Below are 24,486 nucleotides of genomic sequence, written 5' to 3'. Positions count from 1 at the left end.
GGCGGGGACGCGCTGGGCGTCGCCGGCAGGCCGGGTGATGGGGATTACATTACCGTAAATGTTCATATCTTGCACTGTTGTTCGTATAGCGAACAAAGTATTGCGACCCGCCTCATCGCTGGGGCAGCCTGGCCGACAGCTCCGCCGCGGCGGACTGCAGCAGCGGAACGAGGGCCACAAGGGCCTCCATGCTCATCCGGAAGACGGGGACGGCGGTGGCCAGCGAGGCGAAGGCATGGCCCTGCGAGTCGAAGACCGGGACGGCAAGGGCCCGCATCCCCAGCTCGTTTTCCTCATCCATGGTGGCGTAGCCGCGGCGGCGGACCAGGTCGATCTCGGCCCGGAAGGCGTCGCGGTCGGTGATGGAAAACTCGGTCAGCGGGTCCAGCTCCAGCTCCTCGACAAGCCGCGCGCGGGTGGCGTCATCAGCGAAGGCCACCAGCGCCTTGCCCACCGAGGTGGTGTGCAGTGCGCCCAGATGTCCGGGGTCGCTCGTGACGCGGAAGGTCTGGGGGCCGTCCACCTTGTTCACGGTCAGGTGATGGTTTCCGTCGCGGACGGAAAGGATGGTGGCCTCCCCGGTCTCTTCGGTGACTCGCCGCAGGACCGGCAGGGCAGTTCCGGCGAAACCGTGGTGGTTGGAGACGCGCTGGCCAAGCTGGAAGACGCGGAGGCCCAGTCGGTAGCGGCGGCCGTCCGGCTCGTAGTCCACGAAGCCGTCCCGCGTCAGGGAGCCGAGCAGGCGGTAGGTGGTACTGAACGGCAGCTCGGCCCGGCGGGACAGCTCGGCGGCACTCGCGCCACGGGGCTCGTCGCCCAGCAGGACCAGCAGCCCCAGGGCCTTGCCCACCATGTCGGTGCGGGCATCTTCCTTGCCTGGCTTGGCGGCATGCGCCGCAGTGCCTCCCGGACCCGCGACCCCCGGAACGGCATCGCCGGGGCGGGCTGCAAGCTCGGGCACTTCTGTGTCCTGATTCACACTCATGCCTAAATACTCTCACATGGTGAGAGCTATTTCTAGATGGTGATCATTTTCTTGACAAGTGACTGTGCTCACAGCCATGATTGCTACATCGCACAAGTAGCTTCCACCATGTGGCTACTAGTCCGGGTCTTTCCACGGACCTCCGGCTGCCGCACACTTAATGAAGCCTGTGGCAGTCGAGACCTTCCTGATCCATCCGCGACAACGTCGTCACATCAAAGGAACATCATGAGCAAGACACTCCCGTCCACGACGGCGGCTACTGCCACCCCCGCCGGGACGCCCAAAAAGGCAGCCCTCGCCAGCTTCCTGGGCAGTGCCGTCGAATATTACGACTTCTTCATTTTCGGCTCGGCAGCCGCTCTGATCTTCCCCAAGGTCTTCTTCCCGGACGCCGACACCAACGCCGCAATCATGTCCTTCGCGACCTTCGGCTTCGCGTATGTGGCCCGTCCGGTAGGCGCCGTCATCCTGGGCCACTTCGGTGACCGGGTGGGCCGCCGGAAGGTCCTCATGTTCACGCTGCTGCTGATGGGCGCCTCGACGTTCGTCATCGGCTGCCTTCCGGACTTCAAGTCGGTCGGCTGGTGGGCTCCGGTGCTGCTGGTGCTGGCGCGTCTTTGCCAGGGCCTCTCCGCCGCGGGCGAGCAGGCCGGCGCCTCATCCATGACGCTCGAACACGCGCCTGACAACCGCCGTGCCTTCTTCACCTCCTGGACCCTGACCGGCACCCAGGGCGGCCAGATCCTCGCCGCCCTCGTCTTCATCCCCGTTCTAGCCCTGCCTGACGACATCAAGTACGGGATCGGCTGGCGCATCCCGTTCTGGCTCAGCGCCGTTGTGGTCATGGTGGCGTTCTTCATCCGCCGCACCCTGCACGAGCCGCCGGCCTTCGCGGAAGCCCAGAAGACCGCACAGATCGCCAAACTCCCGGTCGCCGACCTGCTCAAGGACCACTGGCGTGACGTCCTCCGCGTGATCGCCTGCGCCTTCATCGCCGCCGTCTCCACCGTCTTCGGCACCCTGGCCATCAGCTACGCCAAAAACGTCGCCGGTGTGGACGGCACCACCACGCTGTGGCTCGTCGTCGGAGCCAACTTCGTCGCCCTCGGCACGCAGCCGCTCTTCGGCAAGCTAGCGGACCGGATCGGCCGCAAGCCGGTCTTCGTCTACGGCGCACTGGCCAGCGCGGTCCTGACGCCGGTGTTCCTGCTGAGCCTGGAGTCCGGCAGCGTCCCGCTGATGTTCCTCGCCGCGATCGGCTTCTTCTCCTTCGGCTACGCGGCCTCCAACGCCGTCTGGCCTTCCTTCTACGCCGAGATGTTCAGCACCAGGGTCCGGTTCTCCGGCCTGGCAATCGGCACCCAGCTTGGCTTCCTGATGGCTGGCTTCGCCCCGGCGATCGTCGCAGCCATGGGCGGCATCCAGCCCGGCGGCTGGGTCCAGATCAGCATCTTCACAGCGATCATCTGCGTGATCGCCGCCGTCTCGGCCCTGACCGCCAAGGAAACCTTCAAGGTCCCCACCAGGGAACTCGGCCTGCGCTAGCCCCCGGCAGCGTTCCCGCCCGCTTACTGACCGGTCGCCCGGCGTGTTCACCCAACACGCCGGGCTTTTCCGTGCCGGAAATAACCCACCGCTTACCGGGCCGAAACGGCGCCGCAACATTGGCGCGGCACACTGGAAGTGCCGGCAATTGCAGGCACCAGCTCCAGTCCAGGAGGCCCCCGCCATGTTGAAGGAAGCGAAAGCCCATGTAACCCGTATCCGCGCCCTCGACCAGCTGCACCGCGGCGATGAGATCGAGGCCCGCCTGCGTGTAGGCCCGAATTACGACGACGTCGTGATCCGCCGCGGCAGCGTCCAGGAGACCGCGCCAGGAATCGGCGTCGTCTGGATCATGGACCGGCTCTCCGGCATGCGAAAGGCCGTCAACACGGATGAGTGCACTCTCTGGCGGGTCGCCTGAGGCCTCAGCCGCCGGCCACGGACTGGATGATCAGGACCTCCTGGCCCGGGGCCACCTCGGTCGCCAGGCCCTGCAGCCGCCGGATCTCATTCCCGTTGACGTAGATATTCACGTAGCGGCGGACCGAGCCGGTTTCGTCCCGCAGCCGCCTTGAAAGCGCCGGATATCCTCCGGCTACCAAATCCAGCAGCCACTTCACCGTCACCGCCGAGTCGGCGGGCGCAGTCAGGATGGACTGCCCGCCGGCCAGCGGCTGGAGCACGCTGGGCAGCAGCACGCTGATTTCAGGCGCCATTGACGCTCACGGCATCCCGGAGACGCCGGGGAGCCGGGCTGCCGCGACGGACGCTGCCCGCACGCACAGCACATCCGGCAAGTGTGAGGCCACCTCGGTGAAGTGTTCGCCCTCATCGTCGCTGGCATAGACACTTCCGCCCCGGGTCCCGAAGTAGACGCCGGCCGGCTCGCCCGAATCGACACAGGCGGCGTCGCGCAGCACCGCGTTGTACTCGGCTTCCGGAAGCCCGGTGTCCAGCCGCTTCCAGCTCCCGCCGGCGTCGTCGGTCCGGTGGACGGCCAGTTTGCCGTCCGGCGGGATCCTTTCACTGTCGGCCTTCAACGGAATCACCCAGGCGGTACCGGCCCGGCGCGGATGCGTCAGCATCACGAACCCGAAGTCCGCCGGCAGCCCCTCGGCGATCGACTCCCAACTCTCGGCGTCATCGTCGCTGCGGTAGACGCCGTGATGGTTCTGCGCGTACAAACGGCCGTCGACGGCGGCATCGCCGGCAATCTTATGGACGCACTGCCCGAATTCAGGGTTGGGATCAGGCATGAAGCGGGCGGAAATCCCCTTGTTACGCGGCTCCCAGGAGGTACCGCCGTCGAGCGAGCGGTAAACCCCGCCGGTGCTCATGGCGACGTGCACCTTCTCCCCCGTCGGGTCCACGACGATCGAGTGGGCCGCGGCGCCGCCATAGCCGGCGCCCCATTCGCTGCGGTGCGGGTGGTTCCAGAGCCCCCGGTTGAGCTCGAAGTGCTCACCGCCGTCGGTTGATTTCCAGACCGAGATCGGCTCGCAGCCGGCCCAGACCACTCCCGGCCGGGCCGCTGAGTCCGGGTGGATCTGCCAGACCCGCTCCAGCGCAGCCCCGGTGTCGTCAGGGAAGCGGATGGCGCCCTGGTCCGGCTCGTCCCAGGTCCCGCCCAGGTCATCGGAGTGGAAGACGGTGGGGCCCCAGTGCTCGGAACGGACTCCCACCAGGATCCGGGTCCGGTCCCCGCGCGTGTCGATGCCGATGCTGGGGATTTCGCTCATCAGGAAGTGCGGGCCGGAAAGCGACCATTCCTTGCGGTCGGGGCTGGTGGCAAGCCACAGCCCCTTCCGGGTTCCGATCGCCAGGACATAACTGTCTGCGGTAGCCATGCCCCCATGCAACCACCCCTGCCGGGTGACCGCAATGGTTTCTTCGTGCGCCCGGACGACGCCGGGGGTCCAGCCGTGAGTCCGCCGGATCCGGCGTCAGTCGACGAACTCCGACTGTGTCTCGATAAAGTCCCAGTCTGCCTCGGTCAACACTGCGGCCACGACCTCCGGGCCGGGGCCGCCGGCCGCCGCGATGCTCTGCAGCACCTCCACGGGCAACTCGGCGGAGCGCAGGTTTTCCCGGAGCCACTCCTTGCACGCCAGATCCAGATCCAGCCACCACATGAAGATTTCCACGGCGGTCACCCTTTCCTTGTCCTTCCACGTTAGGCCCCGCACCGAGGGCGTTCAATAGCCGGTCCCCCGCCGAAGCCCCGCCGAAAGTCCGCCGAAGATCGGGAAGTAAGTCCCTGTTCAGGCTGCCGGCCCGGGGAAACAATTGGGTATGTCTTCAGAGCGCAGCAGCGGCGCGGCTCCCCTGGTGGTCGGGGTGATGCCCGGCCAGCATCCTGAGGTGCTGGAAACCGCAACATCACTGGCAAAGAGCCTCGCCGTCCCGATGATCTGTGCCTATGTGGACGAGGCGAGCTACCTCGTGGAGTGGGACCCGGCACGGTCCGCACATCGGCTTTCCCTGCACCCTGACACCGACGACGCCAAGATCCGGGCCGTGACCGAGGGTCTGCAGTCCACGATGGAGGCAGCCTGCGCAGGCCAGGGGATCGAGTGGTCCCTGCGGACCCTCGCCGGGGATCCCGCCCGGGCGATCGGCAGGCTCGCTGCCGAATCCGGCGCAGCCATGATCATCGTCGGGACACCAGAACGCGGGCTCGGCCACCGTCTCGCCGCGGCTCTCAACGGCTCTGTGGCTGCGTGGCTGAGCCATCACCAGGAGCATCCGGTCCTGGTCGTTCCGGCACGGGCCGCGGATGCCGGCGGGTGACCCGGCAGGCTAAAAATAAAGTGAAAGTACTTATTTGAGACGCTGGTTTTACCCCCGTGCCGCCAAGTATGCTTAATCCGGTGGAAAGGTAAACGGCCCACCCCCAAAGCCGCTCCGGAGTGCGTATCCCCCAATAACGCACTCCGGAGCTCTTTAATTTTCCGGACCGCCCGTTGAGACCCGAGATACCCCGCCGGGTACTTGATTGATACCCCTAGGGGGTATATTCTGGGTTTATGAACGAGTCCGAAGTTCCCCTCCATGCCCCGGTGGAGACGGAAGCGCAGGGGCAGCACGGCTATTCCTCCAACAAGGAGGCCTACCTGCGGCGGCTCAAACGGATTGAAGGCCAGGTGCGCGGCATCGCCCGGATGGTCGATGAGGACAAGTACTGCATCGACATCCTCACCCAGGTTGCCGCCGTGACCAAGGCCCTGCACGCCGTCAGCCTGGGGCTCGTGGAAGAACACATCGGCCACTGCGTGGTCGGTGCCGCCGCTGAACCGGACCCGGATCTGCGGGCCGAGGCGATTGACTTCAAGGTCAAAGAGGCCACCGATGCCATCGGCCGCCTGCTGCGGTAGCGGCAACACCACTCACCACACCATCGGGCTGATGAACCACAATCAGTCCACCGACAAGGAGCAGGCCATGAGCACCGTTTCCACCACCGTCGACGTTTCCGGGATGACCTGCGGACACTGCGTGTCCTCCGTCAGCGAAGAACTCGAGGCCCTCGACGGCGTCGAAAAGGTCGACGTCGACCTCAACTCCGGCGGTATCTCCACCGTCACCATCACCTCGGCACGGGCGCTGTCCCCTTCCGAAATCGGCGAGGCCATCGCCGAGGCGGGCTACCTGGTGGTCGCCAACGAAGCCTGAGCCCCACCCCATCACCAGCCGGACCACCATCGGAACGGGAAAGTACAGTGAGCAGCACCGTGGATAAAGAGCAACTGCTGGACCAGCCGCAGGGCCGGGTGCTCGAGCTCGATATCGAGGGCATGACCTGCGCCTCCTGCGTCAGCCGCGTCGAACGCAAGCTCGGAAAGCTCGACGGAGTGGAGGCCACGGTCAACCTCCCGCTGGAATCCGCCCACGTCACGGTGCCCGCCGGCGTCACCGACGAGCAGATCACCGCCACGGTAGCCGCCGCCGGTTACAAGGCCACGGTCCGCGCCCCGCTGTATACGGGCCCAGTGCCTGCGACCGCCGAAATCCCCGCCGGCGGACCGGCGAAGCACCCAGGCGGCTCGGCGAGACACCCCGCGAGCCGCCTGCGTTCCCGGCTGATCCTCGCCGCCGTGCTGACCGTCCCGGTGGTCCTGATTTCGATGTTCCAGGCCTTCCAGTTCCCCAACTGGGGCTGGTTCGTGGGTGCGCTGGCCTTGCCCGTGGTCACCTGGTCGGCCTGGCCGTTCCACCGGGCCGCGGCCGTCAACGCCCGGCACCTTGCCTCCACGATGGATACCCTGGTGTCCATCGGAGTAACCGCGGCCTACGTCTTTTCAGCCTGGCAGCTGCTCGCGGACCCGTTGCTGACGGCCCACCCCGATATGACTGGCATGACCGGCATGGAAGGGATGGAGAGCGCGTCCGGCGGGCTCTACTTTGAAACCGCCGCGGTCGTCACCACGTTCCTGCTGCTGGGCCGCCATCTGGAGGCCAACGCCAAACTCAAGGCCGGCGATGCCCTCAAAGCCCTGCTGAATCTCGGCGCCAAGGATGCCACCATCCTCCGCGACGGCCAGGAGTACAAGGTCCCCGCCGACCGGCTGGACGTGGGTGATGTCATCGTGGTCCGCCCCGGCGAGAAGATCGCGACCGACGGCGTCGTCATTGACGGCTCCTCCGCCGTCGACGCCTCCCTTGTGACCGGCGAATCCGTTCCGGTCGAAGTCGGTCCGGACAGCCCTGTCACGGGCGCCACCATCAACACCTCGGGCCGGCTCCTCGTCCGCGCCACGCGCGTGGGCTCCGGGACCACCCTGGCCCAGATAGGCCGGCTCGTCGCCCAGGCACAGACCGGAAAGGCTCCGATCGCCCGTCTCGCGGACCGCATCAGCGCCGTGTTCGTGCCGGTCGTCCTGGTCATCGCCGTGGTCACCTTCGCCGTCTGGCTCGTGCTGGCAGGCCCGGCCATCGGCGACGCCGAACTCCGCGCCGCCTTCACGGCCGCCGTCGCCGTGCTGGTCATCGCCTGCCCCTGCGCCCTCGGGCTGGCCACTCCCGTCGGGCTCCTCACCGGAACCGGCCGGGGAGCACAACTGGGCATCCTCATCAAGGGCCCGCAGGTCCTCGAGGACACCAGGACGGTGGACACCATCCTGCTGGACAAGACCGGCACGGTGACCACCGGCCAGCTCGCCGTGGACGGCACCCAGGCGTTCTCCGGCTTCACCCGTGCCGGGGTCCTGCGCCTGGCCGGTGCTGTGGAGGCCGCCTCCGAGCACCCGGTCGCCCGGGCCATCGCCGAGGCGGCAGGTTCCGCGGCAGGCCCGGGCAACGACGCCGGGAAGCTCCCCGCCGTCGTCGGCTTCCATTCAGCCCCGGGCGGCGGAGTGACCGGAACCGTGGAAGGACGCCTCATCACGGCAGGCCGCACCGGCTGGCTGCGGGAGAACGGCATCGCCGTCACGGCGGCACAGCAGGATGCCCTCCGCGCGGCCGAGGAATCCGGAGCCACCGCCATCTGGGTTGCCGTGGACGGGGCCGCTGCGGGCATCATCAGCCTGCGGGACACCCTCAAGCCGGGCTCCGCCGCGGCGATCGCCAGGCTCCGGGGTCTCGGCCTCCGTCCGATCCTGCTGACCGGCGACAATGCCGCGGTGGCGGCGCAGGCGGCCGCCGCCGTCGGGATCAGCCCCGAGGATGTGTTTGCCGGCGTGCTGCCGGAGGGCAAGGTCGAGGCCGTGCGGAAGCTGCAGGCCGGCGGCGCCACCGTGGCCATGGCGGGGGACGGTGTGAACGATGCCGCGGCGCTGGCGCAGGCAGACCTGGGCATAGCGATGGGCTCGGGCACGGACGTGGCCATCGAGGCGGCCGACCTGACCGTCATGGGCAACGACCTCGGGCAGGTGGCACAGGCCATTGAACTGTCCCGCCGGACCCTCGGCACGATCAAGACAAACCTCTTCTGGGCCTTCTTCTACAACGCGGTCGGCATTCCCGTGGCGGCCCTGGGCCTGCTCAACCCCATGATCGCCGGCGCGGCGATGGCCGCGAGCTCCGTGCTTGTGGTGGCCAACTCGCTGCGGCTCCGCAGCTTCGGCAAATAGCGGCGCGTCCGCTTAGGGAACGGGTTCGACGTCGTTCGCGTGATCCAGCTGCGCCGGCAGCGGGACCGCCCCGGGCGCGGAGGCGCCGCGGAGTTCGTCCACGCGGACCAGCACCACCCCGCCGACAATCAGGATCCCGCCCAGGAGCTGGACGGGGCCGGGGAGCTCGCCAAGCAGCAGCCAGGCCCAGATGACGGCAAACAGCACTTCGGTCAGCGAGACAAAGGAAGCGACCTTCGAGCCGAGGGCCCGGGCTGCGACGATGCCCGAGACATAGGCAACGACCGTCGCCAGGACGACGAGGCCGGCCAGCGCCACCCACCACGGGGTGATCCAGGGGCCCAGCCTGGTATCGGCCGTGCTGAACGCCATCGGCAGCAGGCCTGTCGCCGCGGCGAGCCACATCACGACGGCGCCCACCATCAGCCCGCCGGAGGCCAGGACGATCGGCGGAAGGGTGTCGTTCTCCTTGGCCGTGATGAAGAAGTAGATGGCGAGGCAGACGGCGGCCGCGATCCCCCACAGGACGCCGATGAGATCGATCTTCACCGCTCCGGTGAGGTCCAGGACCAGGACCAGCCCGCCCAGGGAGAGCAGCGTGCCCGCGATGGTCAGTGGCCGCGGCCGTTTCCGGCTGGCTGCCCAGAGCCAGAGCACGATGATGACAGGGGCCAGGTATTCGAGCAGGAGGGCGACGCCGACCGAGAGCCGGGACACGGCGTTGAAGTAGAACAGCTGGCAGGCCGCGACGCCGATCAGGCCGAAGAGCAGGACGGTGAGCCAGTTGTCCTTCAGCTGGTGCCAGCGCCCGCGCAGTGCCGGCAGGGCCGGGATTGCCAGGATCAGCGCGGCGCCGGTGAGCCGGGCGGTGACCGCGGCGCCGGGGGTCCAGCCTGTCTCCAGCAGCGCCTTGGCGAACGAGCCGGAAAGGCCGAACACCGCCGAGGAAAACAGGGCAACGCCCAGGCCCGAGGCCATGAAGCCTGAAGCCGGGAGCCTTGTATCAGGACCCGGCTTTCCGGCATGGGCTTTGACCGGTGCGTCGGCGGGGTGGCGTGCGGCAGACACGGGCTGCCTCCTGTCAGGAGTAAACTGGGGTTATGGTCATGACAATACGCGCCCCCAAGGTAAGGAGTCAAGATGGTTTTTGCCCCTGACACGGAAATTGCCCTGCGTTCGGTGGTCAACCTCATCAACAGTGCGGCCAACGGCGAAGAACATCTGGCCACCACCGGGGACCTGGACCGCTTCCTCGAAGCCGAGGGATTCACCGGCTCCCGGACCCGGGACGCGGCGGAGCTGGCCAGCGTCCACCGGCTCCGCGGCCAGCTTGCCGCGCTTTGGCTCGCCGGTGAGGATGCCGCCGTGGAGACCGTCAACCGGCTGCTCCGGGAGGCCCGGGCACTTCCCCAGCTGGTCAAACATGATCAGTGGGACTGGCATCTGCATGCAACCACGCCGGAGGCGCCGCTGGCGGACCGGATGAGCACCGAGGCAGCCATGGCCCTGGTTGACGTGATCCGCAGCAAGGAAATGGACCGCCTGCTGGCCTGCGCCGCCGACGACTGTGACGCTGTGGTGCTGGACCTGAGCCGGAACCGCTCCAAGCGCTATTGTGACACCGGAAACTGCGCCAACCGGGCGCACGTGGCCGCGTACCGGGCGCGGAAAGCCGCCTCCTAGCCGCGGGGCGCGTCACCCGGGGCGTCGGAGGCTCCGGGGGCCGGCGGTGCGGAATGGCCGCCGTGGCCCGGGGAGGGCTTCTTCGAGCTCAGGTTGACGCCCGATCCTTTGCCGAGGTGTTCCGGGTTGTCCTTGTGTCCCATCGACAGCATGGCGAGCACCACCAGGATCACGATGAAGGCGCTGACCCCGCCGATGAAGGCCAGGTCAAATCGGGGCGAGCGCGCGCTGCCGCCCGAGGCGAAGATCAGGACGCCGAAGAAGACCAGCACGCCCCAGAACGTGGAGAACATGAGCGGTCCCTTGACCGAGGTCCGCAGCTTGCGCGGTTCTCCGGATTTCTGCTGTGCCAAGGTGCTTTCCTCCTGCAGCCAACGCCCGGCAGGCGTGGCAGGTTTGTAACGCAATCGTTCTACGCAAGGTAGAACCTGTCGGTACTAGTTTACGGCCTCGCCGGAATCGCCCCGCGCATCGTGGCGCAGGGTCAGGCCGGCCAGCAACCACAACACGCCGCTGATGATGGCGCCGCCGCCGGCAACGCCGAGGAGCGCATGGGCGCCCAGGCCGATGAAGAACGGCAGGGCGGCGGCGGTGCCGAGACCGATCACGCCGGAGGCGATCCAGTCACGTGCCAGCACCGAGCGGCCGCTGCTCCTGACGCCGAGGTACAGCTCCGCAATGGCTGCCAGGCCCAGGCCCAGGGCCGCGAGGGTCCCGAAAACGAGTCCGCTGGAAAGCAGTGCCACCGCCGCGCCTGTTCCGGTCAGGACGGCTCCGCCGGCGGACAGGATCTTGCCGGAGGGCGAGCCGGCCGCGAATCCGGTCTTTTTCACACTCCAGATCAGCGCCAGGCCTGTGGCCAGCAGGTAGATTCCGCCGGCCCAGCCCATTCCGGCGTCGGACGGCACGGCCCAGAAGACGGTCAGCGCTCCGAACACGAGCGCGACGGCGGCACGGACGAGCACGGGCTTCCAGAGGTCCGCCGCGGCGGGCAGGGCGGTGGACGCGTGAGGGCTTGCGGGGAGAGTCACCCGTCCAGTTTAGTGCGAAGCGGATCCGCGCCGTGCCCAGCCAGCCAGCGGCCCGGCGGGAACGGCTCAGCGGGCACGGCTCAGCGGGAACCGGGCACCATCCAGCGGTCGGTGCGTGCACGGAGGCCCAGTGTGAGCGCGCGCGCCAGCATGTAGCCCAGGGAGAACGCCGCCCACACCCAGAGCAGCCCCGCACCGCCGTCGGCCCCGGACAGCCGGACGGCCAGCAGCAGCGGGAGGTAGACGGCGAGATTGACGACGCCGGCGATCGCCAGGTACCGCGCGTCACCCGCGCCGATCAGGACGCCGTCGAGGACGAAGACGTAGCCCGCTATCGGCTGGCCGGCGGCGAGCACCCAGAGTGCGAGCGTGAGCGCGGCCCGCACCCCGTTGTCTGCGGTGAAGAGCGGTCCCGCCCAGGGCGCCACCGCGGCCAGCAGGACGCCGGTGCCGGCACCGAACCCGAGGCCCCAGCGGGTCATGGTGCGCGTCAGTTCGCGCGCCGTACCCGTGTGCGCGGCGCCGAGCTCCTTGCCGATCAGGGCCTGGGCGGCAATCGCGAGGGCATCCAGGGCGAACGCGAGGAAGGTGAAGATGGTCATCGCGAGCTGATGGGCGGCCAGGTTGACGGGGCCCTGGGCGGTGACCACGAGGACCGTGGCGAGGATCGCGATGCGCAGGCTGAGCGTTCGCAGCATGAGCCAGGAACCGACCCGGGTCATCGCCCGGATGCCGCGCCAGTCCGGCAGCAGGGGGACGCCATGGCGGCGGGCATTGCGCTGCACCATCAGCACGTATACAAGCGCCATGGCCCACTGGGCGATGCTGGTGCCGACGGCGGAACCGGTGACGGACCAGTTGAGCCCGTAGACCAGGACGAGGTTCAGCACAAGGTTCAGCGTGAATCCGGCGGCGGCCACCGCCAGCGGGGTCCGGGTGTCCTGAAGTCCCCGCAGCACGCCGGTGCCGGCGAAGATGAGCAGCATGGCCACCAGGCCGGGCATAGACCAGCGCAGGTAGTCCACCGCGAACAGCCGCACCTCACCGCGCGCGCCCATCAGGTCCATCAGCGGTTCCGCGGCAAGGAACCCGGCCGCCGCCAGGACGATCCCCAGCAGGAGCGCCAGCCAGACGCCGTCGCGTCCGGCCGCGAGTGCCCTGGGGAGCTGGCCGCTGCCGACCGCCCGCGCCACGGCCGGCGTCGTGGAATAGGCCAGGAAGACCATAAGTCCCACCGCGGTGTGCAGCACGGCGGATGCCAGTCCGACGCCGGCCAGCTGGGCCACGCCGAGGTGGCCCACGATGGCCGAATCCGCGAGCAGGAACAGCGGCTCGGCGACCAGGGCGCCGAAGGCGGGCACCGCGAGGCGCAGGATCTCCCGCCGGTGGCCGGCGGGAGCGGGCTTCATCGCGGTCTGCCGCGCAGGCGGCCGTGCGGGAGGCGGAGGGGAGGCAGGCACGGAACCACCCTAGCGGGGTCGGCATCGTCACAGCAGGTCGCTTTTAGTTGACAATTCAACCAAATCAGTGGAAACTCGAAGTTGAAGCTACAACCTTGAGGTCGTGACTGAACGCCCGAGACAGCGCCCTTCCCCCGACTCCTGAAAAGGCACATCACATGAACCAGCCCGCACTCACCACCTCGGCCCGCACCATCCTGCGCGTCATCACCGGATTCCTCTTCGCCGCCCACGGCTGGCAGAAATTCAACGAATGGACCATCGCCGGCACCCAGGCCGCATTCACGCAGATGGGTGTTCCGGCCGCCGGGCTCGCGGCCCCGGCCGTCGCCACGCTCGAACTCGTCGGAGGTATCGCGCTGATTGTCGGCGTGCTGACCCGCGTCTTCGCCGTCCTCCTGGCCCTGGACATGCTGGGCGCCCTGTTCCTGGTGCACGTTTCGGCCGGCGTCTTTGCCGCCACCGGCGGCTATGAACTGGTGCTCCTGCTGGCCGGCGCGGCCGTTGCCGTCGCCTTGGTCGGCGCGGGCAAGCTCTCCGCGGACCGCGCCCTCTTCGGCCGCGCCAACTCGAAGCTCAGCGTCCTCGCATAGCCCCTCCCCCAAAACAAGAGCAGTGCACGACGGCGGGCAGCCACCTCAGGGTGGCTGCCCGCCGTCGTGCACTGTCAGCTGCTGGCGCTGTTCAGTGGATATCCGAGGGGTGCTTCGCCAACGGCGTCACCTCGATGTCCATGTAGGGGAACAGCGGCAGGCCGGAGAGCATCTCGTGCAGCTCGTCATTGCTTTCCGCGTCAAAGACCGAGTAGTTGGAGTATTCGCCCACTACCCGCCAGATGTGGCGCCACTTTCCCTCACGCTGGAGGTTCTGCGAGTAGGCCTTTTCCACGGCCTTGATCTCGGCGGCCTTCTCGGACGGCATGTCAACGGGAATGTTGACGTCCATGCGTACCAGGAACAACATCGGCATCTCTCTTTCGTTCGTGTTCGTTTGTGCGGGATTGCGGTCCTAGCCCAGGAAGCCCCAGAGCAGGACAGCGGCAATGTAGATGATGCCAACCCAGAACATCATGATCACCGTATAGCCCATGATGTCCTTGAGCTTGAGCTTGGACAGGGCCAGCGCCGGCAGGATCCAGAACGGCTGGACCAGGTCGTTCCAGGCGTTGCCGAGCATCACGGACATGGCGGTCTGGGCCGGGGAGGCGCCGATCGCCTTGGCCGCGTCCATCATGAACGGACCCTGAATCACCCAGTGTCCGCCGCCGGAGGGGGCAAAGAAGTTGATCAGGAACGAGCTGACCAGGCCCCAGAACGGCAGGGTCTCCGGCGTGGAGATGCTGGTGAAGATGCCCGAGATCGTCAGGACGAGTCCCGAGGCGCCCATGATCGCCATGATTCCGGCGTAGAAGGGGAACTGCAGGATGATGCCGGAGATGGTCTTGATGCCCTCGTTCAGCTGGCGGAGGTAGGCGTTCGGCGTGCCCAGCAGCAGGAGGCCCAGGAAGAGGATGAAGAAGTTGATCAGGTTCAGGTCCACGCCGCCGCCGCGGATGAAATTGATGACCACGTAGGCCATGCCGAGCGCGCCGATGCCGAGCGCCAGGATGCGGCTGTTGTTCAGCTTTGCCGCGAAGGTGTTGGCGTCCACGTCCGCTGCCGTAGTCGTGACGGGTGCTGCGGCGTGCTGGGCGCGGTCAATCTCGGTGACGGGCTGTCCCGGCTTGGGGTGCAGCATTCCATTCAGCAGCGGCAACGTGATCAGGACGACGGCGGCGGTGATCAGCATCGGAGCGGAGAAGATGGTCTCGGCCAGCGTGATGAGGCCCATCTGCTTCTCCATCGGGTGGCCCGGCGTGGAGATGACCATCGGAATCGTGGCGGACAGGCCGAGGCCATACATGGTGAAACCGCTGTAGGCCGCGGCGATGATCAGCGGGTAGTGCACGTTCCTGACGTGCAGGGCCAGCTTCTTGGCGATGATGCCGCCGATCACGAGGCCGAAACCCCAGTTCAGGTAGGACCCGACTGCGCCCACCAGGGTGGCGACGATGACGGCGGTCCGCGGGGTTTCGACCCGGCTGACGATCGCATCCATCAGCCGGTCCACGGCGGGAGCGTTGGCCAGGACGTAGCCCATGGCCAGGATGACCGCCATCTGCGTCGTGAACGCCAGCAGGGACCAGAAGCCCTTGCCCCAGGCAGCGGTCACGTCGGTGAAGCTCTGCTGCTCGACGACGATGGCCAGGATGACGGTGAGGAACGTCAGGACAATGGCGAAAACGAAGGGGTCCGGCAGGTACCGGCGCATGAGCTCGGTAAAGAAGCCCGCCACCTTCTGCATGAGGCCTGCGCGTTTGACCGCGGGGAGTTCAGTCTCGATGACTGTCTTGTTCATGGATTTTTTCCTCTTTGAAGTGCCGAAATTTCACGGGTAATTCATCGCAGACCGCGGGCGTCCGGCTGCCCGAAGGGTGAATGGAGGCCGCAACGGGCCTCCGGGTCGCAGTGCTTCCCATCACAGGCTCTCGTTAGGCGGCGCACATTCAAGATGACAGAAGGCGCCAATTAGCGTCCAATAAAATATCGCTAGACATCTAATAAGGAAACCGTTATGGGTAGCATGATGCATTTGAAGTACCTCCATGCCTTCGCGGTCCTCGCGGAGGAATTGCACTTCGGCCGCGCCGCGGAACGCCTGTCGGTTGCGCAGCCGCAGCTGAGTGTCTGGATCCACAAGCTGGAACAGGACCTGGGGGTTGAGCTGTTCGACAGGAGTTCACGGACCATCCGGCTGACCGAGGCCGGACATGCGGTGCGGGAGCCCATCCTGCAGACCCTGGACAGCGCACGACTCATTGATCGTGCCGCACTGCTCGGCGGGGCCAGCGTCGTGGGGCAGGTCACCGTCGGCTATGCGGGGGCAGGCAGCCGGTCGGTGCTGCCGCCGCTGGCCAAGGCAGTCCGCACTGCCGAGCCCGGCATCGAGCTCAAACTTGTGTCGATGGTGTACGCGGGGTCCGCGCCGGCCCAGGTCGCGGCGGGCGTCCTGGATATCGGCTTTTCCCGCCTGCCGGTCCGCAACACCGAAGTCAACACCAGGGTGTTTACCTACGAGCGCCTGCTGGCGGCATTACCGGAGGACCACACCCTGGCCTCACGGGATGCCGTGGACCTCAAGGATATGGCCAACGAACCCTTCGTCAGCTTCCCGGCCACGCAGGGCGCGTCTTTGCGCGACGCTGCGATGCGGCTGGCCCTGGAAGCCGGCTTCTCGCCCCGCGTGATGCAGGAGGCCCCGGATTCCTATGCCATTCTCGGCCTGGTCGCCGCTGGCGTCGGCGTGACCCTGACGCTCTCCTCGGTGAGCCACATCAACCATCCCGGCCTGGTCTATCGGGAGCTGACGGGCACCCCCACCTATCTGGCGACCGTCATCGTGTGGCCAAAACACTATGTCAGCCGGGCCACGCAAGCGGTACTGGCGCTCATGGAAGGGATCTTCCCGACCCCGGAACGGCCTTCCGGCCGCATCCTCGACTGAGGGCCGGCCCGTGTGGCGCACGCGCGGCGTTTATGTCCTTCCCCCGCGGCGGAATTCCGGGCCTGTCAGTAAACTCGCAGCATGAACGAAACAGCCGCCAATTCCGTGACCCTGCGTTTCCTTGCGGCCCCCACCGACGTCGGCCACAGCGGCTCCGTCGACGCCGGCACGGTGCTGGAGTGGGTCGACAAGGCGGCCTATGCGGCCGCCGTCGGCTGGTCCAAGTCCTATTGCGTCACTGCCTACGTCGGCAACATCCACTTTGCCGATCCGGTCAACAGCGGCGACATGGTCGAGGTCACGGCCACCATCGTCTACACCGGCCGCTCCTCGATGCACATCCGCACAGTGGTCTCGTCCGGCGATCCCAAGGGCGGTGCGGCCACGATGCGCAGCCAGTGCATGGTGATCTTCGTGGCGGTCGGGGAGGACGGCAAGCCCATCCCGGTCCCGCACTTTGAGCCCGCCACGGACGAGGAGACCGAACAGCGTGACCACGCGCTGGCGCGGATCAAGGTCCGGGAGGACATCGTCAAGGCCATGAGTGCCCAGGAATACACCGACGCCGGGACCGCCGAGCGTGTGGTCCTGCGGTTCATGGCTGCCCCCACCGATGTGAACTGGGGCGGGAAGGTCCACGGCGGAACCGTCATGAAATGGATCGACGAAGCCGCCTACGTCTGCGCCTCGCGGTACTGTGGGAAGGACACCGTAGCCGTGTTCTCCGGTGGCGTGCGGTTCTACCGTCCGCTCCTGATCGGCGATGTGGTGGAAGTTGAGGCGCGGCTGGTCTATACGGGGACCAAGGGCATGCACATTGCCGTCCATGTCCGCTCGGGAGATCCCAGGGGGCGGGAACTGAACCTCACGACCTACTGCCTGACGGTCATGGTCGCCCGCGATGAACACGGCACCTCAGTCCCGATCCCGCCGTGGGTGCCGGTGTCCGGGGAGGACAAGCGGCTGCATGCCCATGCCCGGGAGCTGCTGGAGATCCGCGGCAGGGCGCCCGGAAACCGGCTGCCCAACCATCTGCTGGCAGCCGGCCGGCAAGATCCTTCGGCGGGCTAGCCCACCAACAGGTAGCGGTTGACGAGGTGGTCCGCGATGGCCATGCACGAGGTGGCGGCCGGCGACGGCGCATTCCGCAGCAGCGTCACCGGTCCGACCTGGTCCACTGCGAAGTCGTCCAGCAGCGACCCGTCGCGGCCCCACGCCTGTGCCCGGACGCCCGCGGCGCTCTTCGCCGTAAGGTCCGGCATGGTGAGCTCCGGGATGAAGCGCCGGGCCTTGCGGTAATACATGGATTTGACCAGCGAGGCACTGATCTCGTCGACACCCATCCGCCAATGCTTTTTCGCCAACGGCCCGGCCCCGGGCCACCGCAACGATTCCCAGGTATCCTTCACCGAGACCGAGAGCCAGCCGTAGCCCTCGCGTGCCAGCGCCGGCACGGCATTCGGACCCACGTGGACCTCGTCGTACACGCCACGGGTGAAGTGCACCCCGAGGAACGGGAAGCGCGGGTCAGGGACCGGGTAGATCATCCCCTGCACCAGATCGTTGCGTTCGGGATTCAGCGACCAGTATTCGCCCCGGAAGGGGAGGATTTTCGGCGAGGGGTCGGCCCCCACCAGGCGGGCAACGACGTCGGACTGCAAACCGGCGCAGGCGATCACCCGGTCGAAGAGGTGCTCCGAGACGGCCGTGCCCACGCGCACCTTGCCGCCTTCAAGGGCCATCGATACCACCTCGTGTCCGAGCAGAATGGTGCCACCGGCTACCCGTACGTCCTGGGCCATCGCTTCGGTGATCGCCGCAAAATCGACGACGGCGGTGTGTGGCGAATGGACCGCTGCCACGCCGGCGACGTGCGGTTCGATGTCGCGCAGCCGGTCGACGTCGTTGATCCGGACCAGGCCGGGAACCCCGTTCGCCCTGGACCGCTTCTCGATTTCGGCCAACGCCGGCAGCTCGGATTCGTCGACGGCGACCACCAGTTTGCCTACTTCCCGGTACGGAAGGTTCTTCTCCTGACAGTAGTCACGGATGGCGGTGCGTCCCGCAACGCATAACCGCGCTTTCAGCGATCCCTCGGCGTAGTAGAGGCCGGCATGCACCACCCCCGAGTTATGGCCCGTCTGGTGGGCGGCCAGCCGGGCCTCCTTCTCGAAGACGGTGACCTCCCCGATCCCACGCTGGACGAGGGCCCGGGCCAGCGCGATGCCGACGATCCCGCCACCAATGATTCCGATTCGTTCGCTCACGTCAATGTGTCCTTATGCCGCGGTCTGCACGCTAGAAGCCGCCGCCGGCGTCGGCCGCCATGTTGGCGAAGCGCGAGTAGTGCCCCTGGAACGCCACCACGATGTCCTTGGTTGGGCCGTTACGGTGCTTGGCGATCAGGATGTCCGCCTCGCCGGCGCGGGGCGATTCCTTGTCGTAGACGTCTTCGCGGTGCAGCAGGATGACCATGTCCGCGTCCTGCTCGATGGAGCCGGATTCGCGGAGGTCGGAGACCATGGGCCGCTTGTCCTGGCGCTGCTCGGAACCACGGTTCAGCTGCGAGAGGGCGATCACCGGCACCTGGAGTTCCTTGGCCAGCAGTTTCAGTGCACGGGAGAACTCGGAGACTTCCTGCTGGCGGGACTCGACCTTCTTGCCCGAGCTCATCAGCTGCAGGTAATCGAGGATCACGAGCTTGAGGTCATGCTGCTGCTTGAGCCGCCGGCACTTGGCGCGGATTTCCATCAGCGACATGTTGGGGCTGTCATCGATGAACAGCGGGGCATCGTTCATCCGGCCCATCGTCGTGGCGATCTTGGACCACTGCTCGTCCTTGATGGTGCCCTTACGGAGGTCCTGGAGGCCGATGGTGGCCTCGGCCGACAGCAGGCGCATGGCGATCTCGTTCCGGCCCATTTCCAGGGAGAACATCACCGTGGCCAGGTTGTTCTTGATGGCCGCGGAGCGGGCGAAGTCCAGGGCGAAGGTGGACTTGCCGACGGCGGGGCGGGCCGCGATGACGATCATCTGTCCCGGGTGCAGGCCGTGGGTAAGCTCATCGAGTTCATAGAATCCGGTGGGCACCCCCGTCAGTCCCTCACCGCGGTGGCCGGAGGCTTCGATCTCGTCCACGGTGGCTTCCATGACGTCCTTGAGGACAACGTAATCCTCCGCGGTGCGGCGCTCGGCGACAGCGTAGATCTCGGCCTGTGCCTGGTTGACCAGGTCCTCGACCTCGCCGTCGGCACCGTAGCCCAGCTGGACGATCTTGGTGCCGGCGTTGACCAGGCGCCGCAGCACCGCGCGTTCGCCGACGATTTCCGCATAGTAGCCCGCGTTGGCTGCGGTGGGGACGGTCTGGATAAGTTCGTGGAGGTAGGCTGGGCCGCCGATCCGGTTGATCTCACCGCGTTTGGTCAGCTCATCCGAGACGGTCACGGCGTCGGCGGGCTCCCCGCGGCCGTAGAGGTCAATGATGGCCTCATAGATGGTCTCGTGCGCCGGGCGGTAAAAGTCCTGTCCGCGCAGGATCTCGACGACGTCGGCAATGGCGTCCTTGGACAGCATCATGCCGCCCAGGACGGACTGCTCCGCGGGAATGTCCTGTGGCGGTTTGCGGCTGCCTTCAGATCCCCGCGTGCCCTCGACTGAGTCCAGATGCGTAACTGACAAAGCTGCCGTCCTCCATTGTGTGCCGCGGTGGATATCCGTCCGCCGGCGGCGCGTAAACCATGTGCCTTCGTATGTGCTTGGTGCAAAGTGGCGTATAACCCGGCATGTACCGACCGGTTAAGTCCTATCAGCCGGCTCCGACAATATTGCCGGTGCGCCGGTACCCCCTGCGGCGGACGAAGCCGGACCCGTCAAGGAAGGTGCGCTGCATACCCCGGACTTCCGGATCCGCGGCTTGATATCCAGCTACGTTATCCCCCGATCCGGCGGGCACCAACCCGGCCTGGCGATGCCCCTGTGGATAAGCTGTGCACTAGTGCCTCCTGCTTGTGCACAGCCTGTGGGAATAGCTGTGGATAGAAAAATACTTCAGCGTGAAACAGGTCGTTGACCTGCGGAAACACTGGGATTACCTTGTGGACACAAAAATACTTTCGCAAAGCTTCATCCACAGCTTGCATCCTGCCGCTGGGGATACGTGGCGGATTCAGGCCCATAAGCGGAGCCAAATGCGCGCATTTTGTGGCCGACGTCACGGGATCTGGCCGAATTGACGGCTGTCCGGGCGCACTGTAAGCGACGGCGCGAAGGTGCTGTGGATAACTGCAATCTGGCATAAGCTCTAGACATGGGCGATGTACTGCTAGTCATACTGCCTGCCCTCATTCTCGCGGCAGTGCTGTGGGCCTTCGCCACGGCCCTGAAGCCGCGCAATTTCGGTATTTCCGACGCGGAGCGCTATCAATTGGAGCTTGCCGTGCGCTCACAGGCCCACTATGCGGCCCAGGTCCAGGCCGCCACGGCGGCGCGCGCCCGGGTGGATGCGGCCACCCGCCCCAGCCAGAATGAGCAACAGCAGTCGCAGCAAGCGGAGCATGCCCGCGCATCCCTGCGCGCCCAGGTGGGCTCCGCCCCGGCGGCGGGGCAAGCCGGCTACCAGGGCGCAGTCCTGCCCGGCGGCCAACTGAACCCCCAGTTCACCCTGCAGCTTCAGTCGCTGGCCCGGAACGGCAAGAAGATCCAGGCAGTCAGGCTGCTGCGCCAGGCAACGCATTCAGATCTCCTGACCGCCAAGAATTATGTAGATCGGCTGTAGCGCATGGAACCCCTGCTCATTCCCATTCTGATCCTGGCGCTCGTCGGCGCCGGCGTGCTGCTGGCAACCCGCGCACTGGGCCGCCGGGGCCTCCGGCCGCGGCCGGAGGCCCCGGCGCAGCCCGGCCTGGACCCCGTGGAACTCGCCCGGGCAGCGGCAGCCAAGCTCAACCAGGAGCAGCACCGCCGCCTGTACGCCCTGATTGCGCAGGGACAGGCCATGGCCGCCATCAAGCTCTACTTCGAGGCCACGGGCGACGGCCTCCGGGCCTCCCGGGACGCCGTCGGCGCCCTGGCCGCGCATCCGCAGCCCTTCCGCCCCACAGTTCCGCAGCAAGCCGTCGCTGAAGACGAGGAAGACACGCCGCAGCGTTTCCCGTACCGCTACCGCGCGATCGCCAGCAAGGGCGATGTCACGCGGGAGGTCAGCAGCAACATGCTCAACGATGAGATCTACGGCAGGATCCGCACCCTGGCCAAAAGCGGCGATCCCGAGGCGGCCGCGGCGGCCCTGACCCGCCACTCGGACATTTCCATGAAGCAGGCCAGGGAATTCATCGCATTGCTCGACGACTGACCGTAATCCGGGTCGGCTCCGGCCGCTAGTGTCCGCCTGAGATTCCGGCGAGCAACTGCTCAAAGGGCAACGATTCCAGTACTGCCGGCTTCTGTTGTGGCTGCACACCTTCCAGCAGGCGGGCGAACTCCCCTGACGCCCGGTCTATCCGTACCGAGAGCGGCGATCCGCCGTCGTCGGCGTTCCCCCAGTCCTGCGGGCCGGCGAAAACCGCGGTAGCGGCTATCCGGGTGCGCAGGTAGGTGAACAGGGGCCGCATGGCGAAATCAAGCACCATCTGGTGCCGGTCCGTGCCCGCCGTGGCGCCGAGCAGCACGGCCTTTCCCGCCAGGGACTTGGGGTCCAGGACATCGATGAACGACTTGAACAGGCCGCTGTAGGAGGCACTGAAAACGGGACTGACCGCGATGATGCCGTCCGAGGCCTCGACGCCGGCGATAACCTCGGCCAGGCGAGGGGCGGCGTAGCCGGTCACAAAGTTATTCGCGATATCCACCGCCAGGTCCCGCAGTTCCACGACATCGACGGTAACGGCGTAGCCGGACGCCGAGAGCTGGCGTTCAGCCGAGGCCGCCAGCTGGTCCGCCAGCAGGCGGCTCGAGGACGGGACGCCGAGGCCGGCGGAGAGAACAGTGATGCGGCGGGTTTCCACGGAGTACTCCTTGGGTAGATAAATTCAAAACTGCAATACATGCGTTTGCATCTATCTATGGAAGGAGCGGGGCCCTACTTTTATTCCCGTTCCTGTCTTCCGCCCCGCCGCCGGACTACTGCAACGCGGGGTCACTTACGGCCCATCCGGGGCGGCACAATGGGCGCTATCTGACCCCGCATTGGTTCAGACAGCAGAAAGCCCCCGCCATCGGTTCCTCAGAGGAATCCGAAGGCGGGGGCTTCCGGGCAGTTCAGGACTGCCTGGCCACAGGCCGTAGTCGAAGGACTACTTGCCCGGAACTACGTCGAGTTCGATCACAGCGGCGACGTCGTCGTGGAGACGGACGTGCGCCTGGTAGGAACCGATCGACTTGATGTGTGCCGGCAGTTCCACCTTGCGCTTGTCGATGCGGCCAAGGCCAGCGGCCTCAACAGCGTCGGCTACGTCGGCCTGCTTGACGGTGCCGAACAGGCGTCCAGTTTCGCCGGCCTTGACGACCAGCTTGACCGGCTTGGCGGAGAGTGCAGCAGCCTGCTTCTGAGCGTCTTCCAGGGAAGCGTGCTCGCGGGCAACGCGGGCAGCCTTGATGGACTCAACCTGCTTCTCGCCACCCTTGGACCAGGTCAGGGCGAAGTTGCGGGGCAGCAGGTAGTTACGTGCGTAACCGTCCTTGACCTCGACAACGTCGCCAGCAGCACCGAGACCGGTTACTTCGTGGGTCAGTATGAGCTTTGCCATGTTAGTTAATCCCTTCCTTAGCCGCGGCCAGCGCCGGAGTAAGGCAGCAGAGCAACTTCGCGGGCGTTCTTGATTGCCTGGGCGATCTTGCGCTGTTCCTGCACCGTGACGCCGGTGACGCGACGGGCGCGGATCTTTCCGCGGTCGGAGATGAACTTGCGCAGCAATGCTACGTCCTTGTAGTCGATGACAGTGATGTCAGCGGCCTTCAAGGGGTTGGACTTTGGTTTGGGCTTACGGAGTTCAGCCTTAGCCATCGTGGAGCTCCTATTCGATGGAGCCCGTGGATATTGATCCACGGGATGGTGGTGGTCCGGCGTCGTCTGCGCCTGGCAGCCTTGCGGCGTCCTGGCGGGTTCCGCCGTCGGGCCTTAAATGTTGTTTAGAAGGGAGGTTCGGAATCCGGGCCGTTGCCCCAGCCGCCGGCATTGCTGACCCCGGGCGTAGCCCAAGGGTCTTCCTGCGCTGCGGGCTGGTTGCCACCCCAGGTCCCACCGGAGTTGCCGCCCTGGCTTCCACCAGAGCCGCCGCCGAAGCCGCCGCCGCTGTTGCCGCCGCCGAAGCCACCCTGGGCACCGTTTCCGGCGCCCCCGGCGCCGGAGCGCTGGGTGCGGTTGACCTTGGCGTTGGCGTAGCGCAGGCTCGGGCCGATCTCATCGACCTCAAGCTCGATTACGGTGCGCTTCTCGCCTTCTTTTGTCTCGTAGGAACGGCTCTTCAGGCGACCGGAAACAATCACACGCATGCCCTTTGTCAGGGATTCGGCGACGTTCTCGGCTGCTTCGCGCCATACCGATGCACGGAGGAACAGGGTTTCCCCGTCCTTCCACTCATTGGACTGGCGGTCGAAGGTGCGCGGGGTGGAAGCGATGGTGAAGTTCGCAACTGCCGAACCTGACGGCGTGAACCTCAGTTCGGGGTCATTGGTGAGATTACCGATGACCGTAATAGTGGTTTCGCCTGCCATCTACTGCCTCCTTGTTCGTTCCTGCGGGTGTGAAGCTTGAAAGTCGGGGGCTGAATTACTCAGCAACAACCTTCTGCACTTCGGGGCGGGTGATCTTGGTGCGCATGATGGTCTCATTGAGGCTCAGCTGGCGGTCAAGTTCCTTGGCGGTAGCCGGCTCAGCGGTGAAGTTCACCACGGCGTAGATACCTTCAGTTTTCTTCTGGATTTCGTAAGCCAGGCGACGGCGGCCCCAGATGTCAACCTTTTCGATGGTTCCACCATCGGTGGTGATGACACTCAGGAACTTCTGAAGCGTTGGCTCAACGGTACGCTCTTCGACCTCGGGGTCGATGATTACCATCAATTCGTAAGGACGCATATGTGAACCCACCTCCTTTGGGCTAAGCGGTTACGGCATTTCCGTAACAGGAGGTTCATTTGCGGTGCCGTGCAGTTCCCAGCCACCCGAACGGGGG

Annotated in this window: 29 protein-coding genes; 12 read left to right on the top strand and 17 right to left on the bottom strand. The window is 66.4% G+C overall.

Going from position 1 to position 24,486, the window contains the following annotated elements:
• Positions 1-112: 112 nt before the first annotated feature.
• Positions 113-853: an IclR family transcriptional regulator gene (locus E5206_RS03520; RefSeq protein ID WP_136323942.1), complete on the bottom strand. Its 741-nt coding sequence runs from the start codon at positions 851-853 to the stop codon at positions 113-115.
• 360 nt (positions 854-1,213) lie between these two features.
• Between E5206_RS03520 and E5206_RS03515 the strand changes: the two genes are divergently transcribed.
• Entirely contained in the window at positions 1,214-2,533 is a 1,320-nt protein-coding gene (locus E5206_RS03515; protein WP_136321278.1) for an MFS transporter, read from the top strand.
• Positions 2,534-2,717: 184 nt separating this feature from the next.
• The gene (locus tag E5206_RS03510; RefSeq protein ID WP_136321277.1) at positions 2,718-2,954 is read left to right on the top strand and encodes a hypothetical protein; all 237 of its coding nucleotides are present in this window, start codon (positions 2,718-2,720) and stop codon (positions 2,952-2,954) included.
• A 4-nt stretch (positions 2,955-2,958) separates the two neighbouring features.
• Here the strand turns inward: E5206_RS03510 and E5206_RS03505 are convergent, their stop codons facing one another.
• The 3 genes from E5206_RS03505 to E5206_RS03495 all read right to left on the bottom strand — a co-directional run bounded on the left by E5206_RS03505 (position 2,959) and on the right by E5206_RS03495 (position 4,677).
• The gene (locus E5206_RS03505; RefSeq protein ID WP_136321276.1) at positions 2,959-3,249 is read right to left on the bottom strand and encodes a MoaD/ThiS family protein; all 291 of its coding nucleotides are present in this window, start codon (positions 3,247-3,249) and stop codon (positions 2,959-2,961) included.
• A 6-nt stretch (positions 3,250-3,255) separates the two neighbouring features.
• Positions 3,256-4,380: an exo-alpha-sialidase gene (locus E5206_RS03500; RefSeq protein WP_136321275.1), complete on the bottom strand. Its 1,125-nt coding sequence runs from the start codon at positions 4,378-4,380 to the stop codon at positions 3,256-3,258.
• 96 nt (positions 4,381-4,476) lie between these two features.
• Entirely contained in the window at positions 4,477-4,677 is a 201-nt protein-coding gene (locus tag E5206_RS03495; RefSeq protein ID WP_136323941.1) for a hypothetical protein, read from the bottom strand.
• 148 nt (positions 4,678-4,825) lie between these two features.
• Between E5206_RS03495 and E5206_RS03490 the strand changes: the two genes are divergently transcribed.
• The 4 genes from E5206_RS03490 to E5206_RS03475 all read left to right on the top strand — a co-directional run bounded on the left by E5206_RS03490 (position 4,826) and on the right by E5206_RS03475 (position 8,601).
• The gene (locus E5206_RS03490) at positions 4,826-5,323 is read left to right on the top strand and encodes a universal stress protein (RefSeq protein WP_136321274.1); all 498 of its coding nucleotides are present in this window, start codon (positions 4,826-4,828) and stop codon (positions 5,321-5,323) included.
• A gap of 236 nt (positions 5,324-5,559) precedes the next feature.
• The gene (locus E5206_RS03485) at positions 5,560-5,907 is read left to right on the top strand and encodes a metal-sensitive transcriptional regulator (protein ID WP_136321273.1); all 348 of its coding nucleotides are present in this window, start codon (positions 5,560-5,562) and stop codon (positions 5,905-5,907) included.
• A 67-nt stretch (positions 5,908-5,974) separates the two neighbouring features.
• Positions 5,975-6,205, top strand: a complete 231-nt coding sequence (locus E5206_RS03480; RefSeq protein ID WP_136323940.1) for a cation transporter — start codon at positions 5,975-5,977, stop codon at positions 6,203-6,205.
• Positions 6,206-6,264: 59 nt separating this feature from the next.
• Positions 6,265-8,601 (top strand): heavy metal translocating P-type ATPase, encoded by a 2,337-nt coding sequence (locus tag E5206_RS03475; RefSeq protein ID WP_205760047.1) that lies wholly within the window; start codon positions 6,265-6,267, stop codon positions 8,599-8,601.
• A 12-nt stretch (positions 8,602-8,613) separates the two neighbouring features.
• On the opposite strand, the gene E5206_RS03470 is transcribed toward E5206_RS03475, so the two are convergent.
• Positions 8,614-9,579, bottom strand: a complete 966-nt coding sequence (locus E5206_RS03470) for an EamA family transporter (protein WP_136323938.1) — start codon at positions 9,577-9,579, stop codon at positions 8,614-8,616.
• 162 nt (positions 9,580-9,741) lie between these two features.
• Here E5206_RS03470 and E5206_RS03465 point away from each other — a divergent pair, with 162 nt between their 5' ends.
• Positions 9,742-10,284, top strand: a complete 543-nt coding sequence (locus E5206_RS03465) for a CGNR zinc finger domain-containing protein (RefSeq protein WP_136321272.1) — start codon at positions 9,742-9,744, stop codon at positions 10,282-10,284.
• Here the strand turns inward: E5206_RS03465 and E5206_RS03460 are convergent.
• The 3 genes from E5206_RS03460 to E5206_RS03450 all read right to left on the bottom strand — a co-directional run bounded on the left by E5206_RS03460 (position 10,281) and on the right by E5206_RS03450 (position 12,724).
• Positions 10,281-10,637: a hypothetical protein gene (locus E5206_RS03460; RefSeq protein WP_136321271.1), complete on the bottom strand. Its 357-nt coding sequence runs from the start codon at positions 10,635-10,637 to the stop codon at positions 10,281-10,283. The two genes, E5206_RS03465 and E5206_RS03460, sit on opposite strands and share 4 nt — an antisense overlap.
• An 84-nt stretch (positions 10,638-10,721) precedes the next feature.
• The gene (locus tag E5206_RS03455) at positions 10,722-11,315 is read right to left on the bottom strand and encodes a hypothetical protein (RefSeq protein WP_205759996.1); all 594 of its coding nucleotides are present in this window, start codon (positions 11,313-11,315) and stop codon (positions 10,722-10,724) included.
• 80 nt (positions 11,316-11,395) lie between these two features.
• Positions 11,396-12,724 (bottom strand): MATE family efflux transporter, encoded by a 1,329-nt coding sequence (locus E5206_RS03450; RefSeq protein ID WP_136323936.1) that lies wholly within the window; start codon positions 12,722-12,724, stop codon positions 11,396-11,398.
• Positions 12,725-12,933: 209 nt separating this feature from the next.
• On the opposite strand from E5206_RS03450, the gene E5206_RS03445 reads away from it, so the two are divergent.
• The gene (locus E5206_RS03445) at positions 12,934-13,368 is read left to right on the top strand and encodes a DoxX family protein (RefSeq protein ID WP_136321270.1); all 435 of its coding nucleotides are present in this window, start codon (positions 12,934-12,936) and stop codon (positions 13,366-13,368) included.
• Between the two features lie 91 nt (positions 13,369-13,459).
• Here the strand turns inward: E5206_RS03445 and catC are convergent, their stop codons facing one another.
• Together catC and E5206_RS03435 are read right to left on the bottom strand one after the other, a co-directional pair.
• Positions 13,460-13,738, bottom strand: a complete 279-nt coding sequence (gene catC / locus E5206_RS03440) for a muconolactone Delta-isomerase (RefSeq protein ID WP_136321269.1) — start codon at positions 13,736-13,738, stop codon at positions 13,460-13,462.
• A gap of 45 nt (positions 13,739-13,783) precedes the next feature.
• Positions 13,784-15,172 (bottom strand): TIGR00366 family protein, encoded by a 1,389-nt coding sequence (locus tag E5206_RS03435; protein ID WP_205759995.1) that lies wholly within the window; start codon positions 15,170-15,172, stop codon positions 13,784-13,786.
• Between the two features lie 216 nt (positions 15,173-15,388).
• On the opposite strand from E5206_RS03435, the gene E5206_RS03430 reads away from it, so the two are divergent.
• Positions 15,389-16,318, top strand: a complete 930-nt coding sequence (locus E5206_RS03430) for a LysR family transcriptional regulator (protein ID WP_205759994.1) — start codon at positions 15,389-15,391, stop codon at positions 16,316-16,318.
• 81 nt (positions 16,319-16,399) lie between these two features.
• Positions 16,400-17,389, top strand: a complete 990-nt coding sequence (locus tag E5206_RS03425; protein WP_136321268.1) for an acyl-CoA thioesterase — start codon at positions 16,400-16,402, stop codon at positions 17,387-17,389.
• Here the strand turns inward: E5206_RS03425 and lhgO are convergent.
• Both lhgO and dnaB read right to left on the bottom strand, forming a co-directional pair.
• Entirely contained in the window at positions 17,386-18,585 is a 1,200-nt protein-coding gene (lhgO, locus tag E5206_RS03420) for an L-2-hydroxyglutarate oxidase (RefSeq protein ID WP_136321267.1), read from the bottom strand. The genes E5206_RS03425 and lhgO overlap by 4 nt on opposite strands.
• A 31-nt stretch (positions 18,586-18,616) precedes the next feature.
• Positions 18,617-19,996 carry a replicative DNA helicase gene (gene dnaB / locus E5206_RS03415; protein WP_136321266.1) on the bottom strand — a complete coding sequence of 460 codons (1,380 nt, stop codon included), beginning with the start codon at positions 19,994-19,996 and terminating at the stop codon, positions 18,617-18,619.
• Between the two features lie 628 nt (positions 19,997-20,624).
• Between dnaB and E5206_RS03410 the strand changes: the two genes are divergently transcribed.
• Together E5206_RS03410 and E5206_RS03405 are read left to right on the top strand one after the other, a co-directional pair.
• Positions 20,625-21,092, top strand: coding sequence for a hypothetical protein (locus E5206_RS03410; RefSeq protein ID WP_136321265.1), 468 nt, complete (start codon positions 20,625-20,627; stop codon positions 21,090-21,092).
• 3 nt (positions 21,093-21,095) lie between these two features.
• Positions 21,096-21,668, top strand: coding sequence for a hypothetical protein (locus E5206_RS03405; RefSeq protein ID WP_136321264.1), 573 nt, complete (start codon positions 21,096-21,098; stop codon positions 21,666-21,668).
• Positions 21,669-21,693: 25 nt separating this feature from the next.
• Here the strand turns inward: E5206_RS03405 and E5206_RS03400 are convergent, their stop codons facing one another.
• From E5206_RS03400 to rpsF, 5 genes are all read right to left on the bottom strand, one after another.
• Entirely contained in the window at positions 21,694-22,320 is a 627-nt protein-coding gene (locus E5206_RS03400; protein WP_136321263.1) for an FMN reductase, read from the bottom strand.
• A 288-nt stretch (positions 22,321-22,608) separates the two neighbouring features.
• Complete coding sequence (rplI, locus tag E5206_RS03395; RefSeq protein WP_136321262.1) at positions 22,609-23,061, bottom strand: 50S ribosomal protein L9; 453 nt, start codon at positions 23,059-23,061, stop codon at positions 22,609-22,611.
• 17 nt (positions 23,062-23,078) lie between these two features.
• Positions 23,079-23,318 (bottom strand): 30S ribosomal protein S18, encoded by a 240-nt coding sequence (gene rpsR, locus E5206_RS03390; protein WP_003800144.1) that lies wholly within the window; start codon positions 23,316-23,318, stop codon positions 23,079-23,081.
• A 125-nt stretch (positions 23,319-23,443) separates the two neighbouring features.
• Positions 23,444-24,028 carry a single-stranded DNA-binding protein gene (locus E5206_RS03385; protein WP_136321261.1) on the bottom strand — a complete coding sequence of 195 codons (585 nt, stop codon included), beginning with the start codon at positions 24,026-24,028 and terminating at the stop codon, positions 23,444-23,446.
• Positions 24,029-24,083: 55 nt separating this feature from the next.
• Positions 24,084-24,389 (bottom strand): 30S ribosomal protein S6, encoded by a 306-nt coding sequence (gene rpsF / locus E5206_RS03380; RefSeq protein ID WP_136321260.1) that lies wholly within the window; start codon positions 24,387-24,389, stop codon positions 24,084-24,086.
• Positions 24,390-24,486: the final 97 nt, after the last annotated feature.

Source organism: Arthrobacter sp. PAMC25564, assembly GCF_004798705.1.
Classification (GTDB): domain Bacteria; phylum Actinomycetota; class Actinomycetes; order Actinomycetales; family Micrococcaceae; genus Arthrobacter.
Note: the sequence above shows the minus strand (reverse complement) of the source record. Positions and strands in the feature narration are given on the sequence as shown.